Origin of the sequence: Mesorhizobium sp. M2A.F.Ca.ET.039.01.1.1, assembly GCF_003998035.1 — a bacterium.
Classification (GTDB): domain Bacteria; phylum Pseudomonadota; class Alphaproteobacteria; order Rhizobiales; family Rhizobiaceae; genus Mesorhizobium.
Genome location: NZ_RZRY01000399.1, coordinates 1 through 5,933 on the forward strand (window position 1 = coordinate 1; position 5,933 = coordinate 5,933).

Sequence of the window (5,933 nt, forward strand, 5' to 3'; positions counted from 1 at the left end):
GCGGTAATAGACGTCGATGAAGTTCAGGCCGATCGCCGTGTGCCGGATCAGGATCTGGCCTTCTCCCGGCTGGCCGGGATCGGCATCCTCGTAAGCCAGGACTTCGGGGCCGCCATTGGCGTGGATGCGGATTGCCTTGGACATCGCTCAACTCTCTGAAGGGTACGTAAACTGGAGCATGACCCCGAAAGGGCCAGCCGATGTTTGAAAGATCATGGGCCGATAGACAGCTAGGTCAGGATGACCATTCGACCAAAAATGTCCTGATCCAGGATCAGGACTTCCTGGCGCCCAGACTGGGGAACATCTGCATGATGCCCCCGATACAGGCGAGATAGAGGCCGGTGATGGTAATGCCGATCTTGGTGAAGTCGCTGACCTGCTCTCCCAGCACGCCGATCTTGTCATAGAAGGCGGCAAGTGCTGCCTGCGCCAGCGCCAGCGCGCCGAAGGCGCACCACAAAAGCGTCATGCCGAGATTGACCGGCCTCAGCCGCACCACGCGCACCGGATGAATGAAGTTGATCGGCAGGAAGGTCAAAATACCGGCAATAACCACCACGGCGAACGATACCCATTGCCCCGGCTCGATGACGAACAGCGTGAACACCACCATGTTCCAGACGACAGGGAAGCCCTTGAAGAAGTTCTCCTTCGTCTTCATGCCGGTGTCTGCATAGTAGATCGCGCTGGAGACGACGATAATGGCCGCCGACAGGAAGGATAGGTTCTCGCCCATGAAGCCGCGCTGATAGAGCGCGAAGGCCGGGATGAGCACGTAGGTGACGTAGTCGATGATGTTGTCGAGGAGTTCTCCCGACCATGTCGGCAGGATCTCCTTGACCTCGAGCTTCCTGGCGATCGGGCCGTCGATGCCGTCGACGAACAGCGCCAGCCCCAGCCACCAGAACATCGCCGTCCAGCGTTCCTCGCTCGCCGCCACCAGCGACAGGAAGGCCAGGAACGATCCTGACGCGGTCAGCAGATGAACGGAAAACGCACGCGCCTGCGGCCACGTCACCTTCTTCTTCGGCAACGGAATCCGCTGCGCGATCTTCTTCGCCGCCTTCCTGGCCGTTGTATTCTTGCTCACGGTCCCCGCCAGTCCAGCTTGCAGATTTCGGCCGATCGGCCGGCGAAATTCCAGTTGCGGCCGAAGGCGCGCATCTTGCTCTTGTCGGACTTCGCCACGATGATTTCCGGCGCGATCCAATATTCTGAATTGGTGATCACCGTATCCTTTTCACGGTCCTTGCCGGGGATCGGCGTCACCGCGCCGTCGATGATCTTCGGTATTTGGAAGACGCGCGTCCTGTCACGCGTCTCATAGGTAATCGGCACCTGCTCGACGCCGAGGAATTTGCCGACAAGGATCGACAGCAGCGAGGTGGTGCCGCCGGCCTTACCCGTGAAGATCTTGGTCAGCGCTTTGACCGCATAGACTGACGCCCGCTTGTCGATGAACAGTCCGGCGCTCCAGTTGCCGCGGCTCATATAGCCGGGGATTTCCATGACCAGGCCGAGATTGAGACCCGAAAGGTCGACTTCGCCGAAATGGCCGGCATCGATGCGGAAGCCAGCCCAGGTCTGGCAGTAACCTTCCGTCGGCGGGTGGCTGCCGAGCGACAGCACGCAGGGGCAGAAAACCGTGCAATTGCATGAGAGTACCAGCTCCCCTTTCATCGCCCAGCTTTGGTCGGTCATCGAATTCTCCCCTTACGCCGAAACTAATAGCAGGGCTGCCGCCCACACAAGCAGTATCGTACCGGCGACCCGGCTGGCCACCCTGCCGGTGGTCTGTTTTTCGATCAGGGTGAACAGGCCGATCAGCGCCATCCAGAAGATGTTCATCGCGCCGACGGCGAACATCACCAGCATCAGCGCCCAGCAGCAGCCAAGGCACCAGACGCCCTGCTCCACTCCTAGTTGGAAGATGCGGCCCGGTTTCGCGCTCCAATTGGCGAACAGGATCGAGAACGGGTTGCGGCATTTTTCCAGGCACGCCTGTTTCAAGCCGCTAAATTGATAAAGGCCTGCAACAAGCAGTGCCGCGGCGCCGGCAATACCGACTGCGGGATCGAGCATCCGGCCGGAACCGGCAAAAGCGTAGACCGCGAGCGTCAGCGCGGCGAAAGCCGCGGACGCGCCAAGCCAAGTGGTGAGGTATCCGGTAACGAGCACCAGCGGTTGAACAACCGGCTCGCCCTTGATCCGCGCTGTGTCGGCAATCTCGCAATAGGTGCGGATCAGCGGCGCGGCGGAAGGCAGCATCGTGGCAACCGCCATCAGGAACCACATCAGCACAAGCGCCGGTACCTGCAGGCCAGCCGGGCCGGCAAGCGGCGCCGGCGCAAGGCAGAGAGCAAAGAACCGGTCGAGAAAATCCGGAAAAGGCAGGCTCGGGAGATTCTTGAGCAGCAAATCGCCGGGTCTGCCGGCAAGGCTGCCTTCAGCGCCGCGGATCGCCATCGCGCCGAGAAGCAACCATGCAAGGACGATGGCGACACCCACCGTGAGCGTCACCGCAAAGCGCGGACTGCGCGCCACGCCGGCCGTCGCGCGCCCCGCGCGGTCGAGATGGTTGAAATCCTGCTGCTCCCCGCTCATGGCAATCGAATGGGCTGAATCGCCGCGTTGATCAAGCCGGCTGATCCGACCTATATCTTGGATAAGGGCCCGACGGGGCGCCTCCCAACGTGGAAGCATGACGTGGATCATAACGACAGAGCCCGCATCCTGGTTGCCGGCAGCGGTCCGGCCGGCCTTATCGCGGCGCTCGGCTTTGCCCAGGCCGGCTTTCAGGTGACGCTGGTGGGCCCTGAGGCCAACACCACCGATGGCCGCACCACGGCGCTCATGAACCCCGCCCTGAAAGTTCTGGAACGGCTGGGCGTCCTTGCCGAGCTCAAGCCGCAGGCCGCGGCGCTCAAGGTGATGCGCATCGTCGACGCCACAAGGCGGCTGATCCGCAGCCCAACCGTGACCTTCCGCGCCAGCGAGATCGGCGAGGAACAGTTCGGCCTCAATCTGCCGAACAATGCCCTTATTCCGATCCTCGCTAAGGCGGCTTCAGCGCATGACGGCATTCATTGGCTGAAATCCACGGTCGAATCCTGGAGCCTCGACGCCGACCAGGCCCGTGCAAGGCTGGCCGACGGGGGCGAAGTCTCCGCATCCCTGGCGGTCGCCGCCGACGGGCGCCTGTCTCCAGCGCGGGAGGCCGCCGGCATTCGCGCATTCGCGCGGCCTTATCCGCAATCGGCGCTTGTCCTCAATTTCGGCCACCGCAGCGACCACGGCTTCGTGTCGACCGAGTTCCACACCGAAACAGGGCCGTTCACCCAGGTGCCGCTGCCCGGCAGGCGATCGAGCCTTGTCTGGGTCGTGAAGCCGGAGACGGCGCAAGAGCTTGCCGCGCTCGATGATGCAATCCTGTCGGAGCGTATCGAGCAGCAGATGCAATCGGTGCTTGGCCGGGTCTCGGTCGAGCCGGGCCGCCAGATCTATCCTTTGTCGGCAGCTTCGCCCGCCCGGTTCGCGCAGAATCGCGTCGCGCTGGTCGGCGAGGCGGCGCATGTGTTTCCGCCAATCGGCGCCCAAGGGCTCAACCTCGGCATCAGGGACATCGACGATCTGATTGGAATCGCCGGCGAAAACCGCGGCGATCCAGGGGCGAGCAGGAGTCTTGCCGCTTATGATACCAGGCGCCGACCCGACATATGGGCGCGTAGCGGCGCGGTGAACCTGCTCAACATGTCGCTGCTGTCCGACATGCTGCCCGCACAGCTGGCGCGCAGCGCCGGCCTCAATGCGCTGGGCAGCTTCGCGCCGCTGCGGGCCTTCTTCATGCGCGAGGGATTGCGGCCGGGCAGCGGCTTTCGCGCCATTGCCGGCGGCTTACGGAAAGAGGTCGGCCGGTAGGATTCCGTGTCGGATCGCGTAGAGCAGCGCGGTCACCGTCACCACCGAGAAGCATGTCGTGATCAGCACGCTGGCCGAAGCGCGCTGCACCCATATGTCGTACTGCTGCGCGATGACGAAGACATTGGTCGCCGTCGGCAGCGCCGCCAGCAGCATCGCTGAAAAGACCCAGGTCGGCGTGAAATTGCCGATCCAGCTCAGCACGACATAGCAGAGCAGCGGATGGACGATCAGCTTCAACCCGGCAATCAATGCCAGCTCGTGCGGCACACGGTTGAGCGGCCTCAGCGCCAGCGTGACGCCCATGGCGAACAGGGCGCAAGGCGCGGCCGCGCGGGCGAGATAATCCAGGAAACGATCGACAGGCAGCGGCGGGTGGAACTCCACATAAGCGGCGGCGACACCAAGGGCGGTCGCGATGATGAAGGGGTGCAGCACGATCTTCTTCGCGACGCCGCACGCCAGTTGGAGCGGCGGCGCCTTCTCCTTGCCCGACAGCGCCATCATCATCGGCGCGATCGTGAAATGCACGATGTTCTCGAAGCAGAAGATCAGCGCCACGGGGACCGCCGCCTGCTCGCCGAACGCCAGCAAGGCAAGACCCGGCCCCATATAGCCGATGTTGCCGTACGCCGCGGCAAGGGCGGTGACCGTCGCGGGCGCGATGCCGCCGCGGGAGACGAGAACCGACCAGGCGAACATCACCGTGAAGACGACATAGGTGGCGATGAGCGAGCCAAGGATGAAGCTCCATTCCGTCAACCGATCGAACGGCGTCCTGGCGAGCAGTTGGAAGAACAGCGCCGGCAGCGCGACATAGACGATGAAAATGTTCATCCAGCCGAGCGCCTCCAGCGGCTGCCGGGTGATGCGCGCCACCAGGAAACCGACGAAGATCATGCCGAAGAAGGGAAGGACGAGACCGATGACGTCAGACATTTTTCGCTCAGGCGGGAAAACTCCCGCGCGGGCTAGCCCGTTGCTTCGCCCGGGGTCAAGGACTTGGCTATTGAATTGCGGCGGCGCCTGCGCCAAATAGGCCCAGTCGAAAGTTGGAGTCGATTTTTGGCTGCGTGATGTGTAAATTCAAGGTCTTAGGCGCCCTGTGCGCGGCCACGAAAGGCGCCTCGGAACCTGAGTGGTGAATGCGATGAAAACGGCCAAATTCTCGATCGGGCAAGTGGTTCGCCACAGGCTGTTTCCGTTTCGCGGCGTGATCTTCGACGTCGATCCCGAATTCGCCAACACCGACGAATGGTACGAAGCCATTCCGGCCGACGTGCGGCCGCGCAAGGACCAGCCTTTCTACCATCTTCTGGCGGAAAATTCGGAGACCGAGTACATCGCCTATGTGTCCGAGCAGAACCTGCTCGAGGACCGGTCGGGCGAGCCGGTGCGGCATCCGCAGATCGGCGAGATGTTCGACAAGCTGCCGGACGGCCGCTACGAGCCTAAGCGCCAGTCGAAGCATTGAATGTGATGGCTTGAGGTAACAAAAAAGCGGGGCATTTGCCCCGCTTTTTTGCACGAGAAACGCGCTTGCGCGATCAGTTCGCGGTCTTGGCCTTTTCCTGCTCGTCCTTGAGCTTCTTGGCGAAATCCTGGTTGTTCTTGGCGACGAAGTCCTGCAGCTTCTTCTGCCGGTCCTCGATGTCCGACTGCTGCAGCGGCGGGCCGTCATAGGCGCCGCTGAAGCCGGTGAGCGCGATCTTGATGGGGTTCGGCTGGTTCTGGAAGTTGATCGAGGTCAGCGAAATCGCCTGACCCTTCTTGAAAGACGCCACGAGTTGGTCCGTCAGCGGCACTTCGGCGACGCAGCGGTCCGGGAAGCAGATCACATAGTCAAGCTTCTGCGCTTTGCCGCCATCGATCTGCAGGCCGATGCCGGGAGGCACGAGGCGGCCGGTCGGGACGGTGACCTGGAAGACCTTGCGGTTCACCTTGCCCTTGAGCTCGATCAGGCTGACGCCGGTGACGAGCTGGCCATTGCCGGCGGTGACGATGTTCTGCAC

7 protein-coding genes and 1 pseudogene are annotated in these 5,933 nt (G+C 62.6%); 2 read left to right on the forward strand and 6 right to left on the reverse strand.

Going from position 1 to position 5,933, the window contains the following annotated elements; translation table 11 throughout:
• The 4 genes and pseudogenes from EOA24_RS43265 to EOA24_RS24970 form a co-directional block, all read right to left on the reverse strand.
• Nucleotides 1-144 (reverse strand): annotated as a pseudogene (locus EOA24_RS43265) (quinone oxidoreductase); the annotation flags it as partial.
• A gap of 130 nt (nt 145-274) precedes the next feature.
• On the reverse strand, nt 275-1,093 hold the full coding sequence (gene pcsA / locus EOA24_RS24960; protein ID WP_126082732.1) for a phosphatidylcholine synthase: 819 nt from the start codon (nt 1,091-1,093) through the stop codon (nt 275-277).
• Nucleotides 1,090-1,704, reverse strand: coding sequence for a DUF1326 domain-containing protein (locus EOA24_RS24965; RefSeq protein WP_042642362.1), 615 nt, complete (start codon nt 1,702-1,704; stop codon nt 1,090-1,092). The genes pcsA and EOA24_RS24965 overlap by 4 nt, the downstream gene beginning before the upstream one ends.
• Nucleotides 1,705-1,716: 12 nt before the next feature.
• Nucleotides 1,717-2,607, reverse strand: coding sequence for a DUF2182 domain-containing protein (locus EOA24_RS24970; protein ID WP_126082731.1), 891 nt, complete (start codon nt 2,605-2,607; stop codon nt 1,717-1,719).
• Nucleotides 2,608-2,709: 102 nt separating this feature from the next.
• On the opposite strand from EOA24_RS24970, the gene EOA24_RS24975 reads away from it, so the two are divergent.
• The gene (locus EOA24_RS24975; RefSeq protein WP_126082730.1) at nt 2,710-3,921 is read left to right on the forward strand and encodes a UbiH/UbiF family hydroxylase; all 1,212 of its coding nucleotides are present in this window, start codon (nt 2,710-2,712) and stop codon (nt 3,919-3,921) included.
• Here the strand turns inward: EOA24_RS24975 and EOA24_RS24980 are convergent.
• Nucleotides 3,898-4,860: an AEC family transporter gene (locus tag EOA24_RS24980; protein ID WP_126082729.1), complete on the reverse strand. Its 963-nt coding sequence runs from the start codon at nt 4,858-4,860 to the stop codon at nt 3,898-3,900. The two genes, EOA24_RS24975 and EOA24_RS24980, sit on opposite strands and share 24 nt — an antisense overlap.
• A 211-nt stretch (nt 4,861-5,071) precedes the next feature.
• On the opposite strand from EOA24_RS24980, the gene hspQ reads away from it, so the two are divergent.
• Nucleotides 5,072-5,395, forward strand: a complete 324-nt coding sequence (gene hspQ, locus EOA24_RS24985) for a heat shock protein HspQ (protein WP_042642369.1) — start codon at nt 5,072-5,074, stop codon at nt 5,393-5,395.
• 73 nt (nt 5,396-5,468) lie between these two features.
• Here hspQ and EOA24_RS24990 read toward each other — a convergent pair.
• Nucleotides 5,469-5,933 (reverse strand): invasion associated locus B family protein (locus EOA24_RS24990; RefSeq protein WP_133374599.1); only part of this gene is annotated, 465 nt, incomplete at its 5' end.